The sequence below is a fragment of the Ornithinimicrobium cavernae genome (assembly GCF_003121625.1).
GTDB classification, from domain to species: Bacteria; Actinomycetota; Actinomycetes; order Actinomycetales; family Dermatophilaceae; genus Ornithinicoccus; species Ornithinicoccus cavernae.
Genome location: NZ_QDDJ01000031.1, coordinates 1 through 1620 on the forward strand (window position 1 = coordinate 1; position 1620 = coordinate 1620).

The following is a 1620-nucleotide window of genomic DNA, read 5'->3' on the forward strand; positions in this document are numbered from 1 at the left end:
TGCACCCCGCCGGTGGTGGCGGGGTGCGGGGCGGGGTGGTCACCCGAAGCCGGTGGCGGTGAAGGGTCGCGGGATGTGCCAGATGACCTCGGTCTCGGTGACCGTGGCGGTGTAGCCGTAGCGGTGCACCACGGTGTGGTGCCGCTGGCACAGTGCGGCGGCGTTGAGCAGGTCGGTCCGGCCACCGAAGACCCAGTGCAGGACGTGGTGGATCTGGCACCAGGCCGGTGGGACGGTGCAGCCCGGGAAGCTGCAGTGCCGATCTCGCAGGTAGACCGCTGTGCGCTGGGCCGGCGTGAACAACCGCTTGACCCGGCCCACGTCCAGCGGCTCCGAGGGCCCACCGAGCACCACCGGGTACAGATCCGCGTCGCAGGCCAACCGGCGGATCGCGCCGGCAGAGAGCCGGTGCCCGTGCTCGTCGGTGCCGCCACCGGGGACCACTCCCTTGAGGGCATCGAGGCTTGCCGTGACCTGGATCCGGCCGGCACCACACCCCGGGGCGTCCGATCCATCGGTCGCGGCGGCCCGGGTCAGGATCTCCACCAGGGCATCACCACGGCGTTGGGAGGCGGTGCGCGGGTCGGTCCGCTGCAGGCCGTGCTGGTCGGCGCCGGGACGCGGCACGGTCAGCGGGTCCAACGCCGCCTCCAGAACCGCCTCGGCCTCCTCATCCAGCAGGAGCTGCCACTCGGCCAGACCGGCCGTGGTGCCGATCCGGCGCAGCAGCCGCTTGCCGGCCTGCCTGGCCTCGTCCTCATCGTCATCCGGGGGTGGCTTCAGGACCGCCTTGGCCTTCTTCACCGCCAGACTCAACGCCTGGGTGCCGAAGGACTCCACGTGGTCGGTCAACGTGGTGGTGATCGCCGCCAGTGACTCCGGGTCAGCCACCGGTGCCATCTCCTGGGCGAAGCGGGCCACGATATTGGCCCGGGCCACCCGGGCGGTGCCGTCGGTGACCTTGGCACCCAACGTGCCCAGCAGCTCATCACCCATCGTGGTCGCCACCCGCGCGGTGGCCAACGCCTCCTGCCGGTCGATCATCGGCGCCCACGTGCTGATCCAGTCCGGCACGGAATGACCGGACTGAGCCGGCAGCCCCCGACTCACCGCCTCGTGCGTGACCATCGTCAACAACGACTGCGCCGCCTGCACCAGCGCCTGGGCCGCCCCCACCGCCTCACCCAGGCCCTGCTCGGGCAGCATCGCGTGCGGGAACTCCGCGGCCAACAGCTGCGTCAGCTGCGCCGCGCCGGCCAGGAACTCCGGCACCGCATGACCCGAACCGGTCAACGAGACCGACACCGGCCCCACAGCAGCCAGACCATCAACCACCCCGAAGGAACCGTCACCCCCCGCCCCCGCGGTGAGTCCCCCACCCGGGAACGCGCCCGGGACCCCGGGCGCAGGCTCGGGCACCAACGGCCCCGCCCCACCAGAAGGCCCCTGCGGCAACGGACCCGAACCGATCACCGGCACATAACGCACCCGCCCACCACCCAGGCCTGGAGCGGACACCGACACAGGCGACCCAGCGGCATACCCCCGCTCGTCCGCCACCCCCGCCTGCCGATCCATACCTCGAACATACATACGACCACCGACAGAGCGCTGACCAGC

Annotated in this window: 1 protein-coding gene; it reads right to left on the reverse strand. The window is 71.9% G+C overall.

The genetic code is table 11. From position 1 onward, the window contains the following. Window positions 1-39 precede the first annotated feature (39 nt). The gene (locus DA085_RS20575; RefSeq protein ID WP_161958593.1) at window positions 40-1419 is read right to left on the reverse strand and encodes an HNH endonuclease signature motif containing protein; all 1380 of its coding nucleotides are present in this window, start codon (window positions 1417-1419) and stop codon (window positions 40-42) included. Between the last annotated feature and the right edge of the window lie 201 nt (window positions 1420-1620).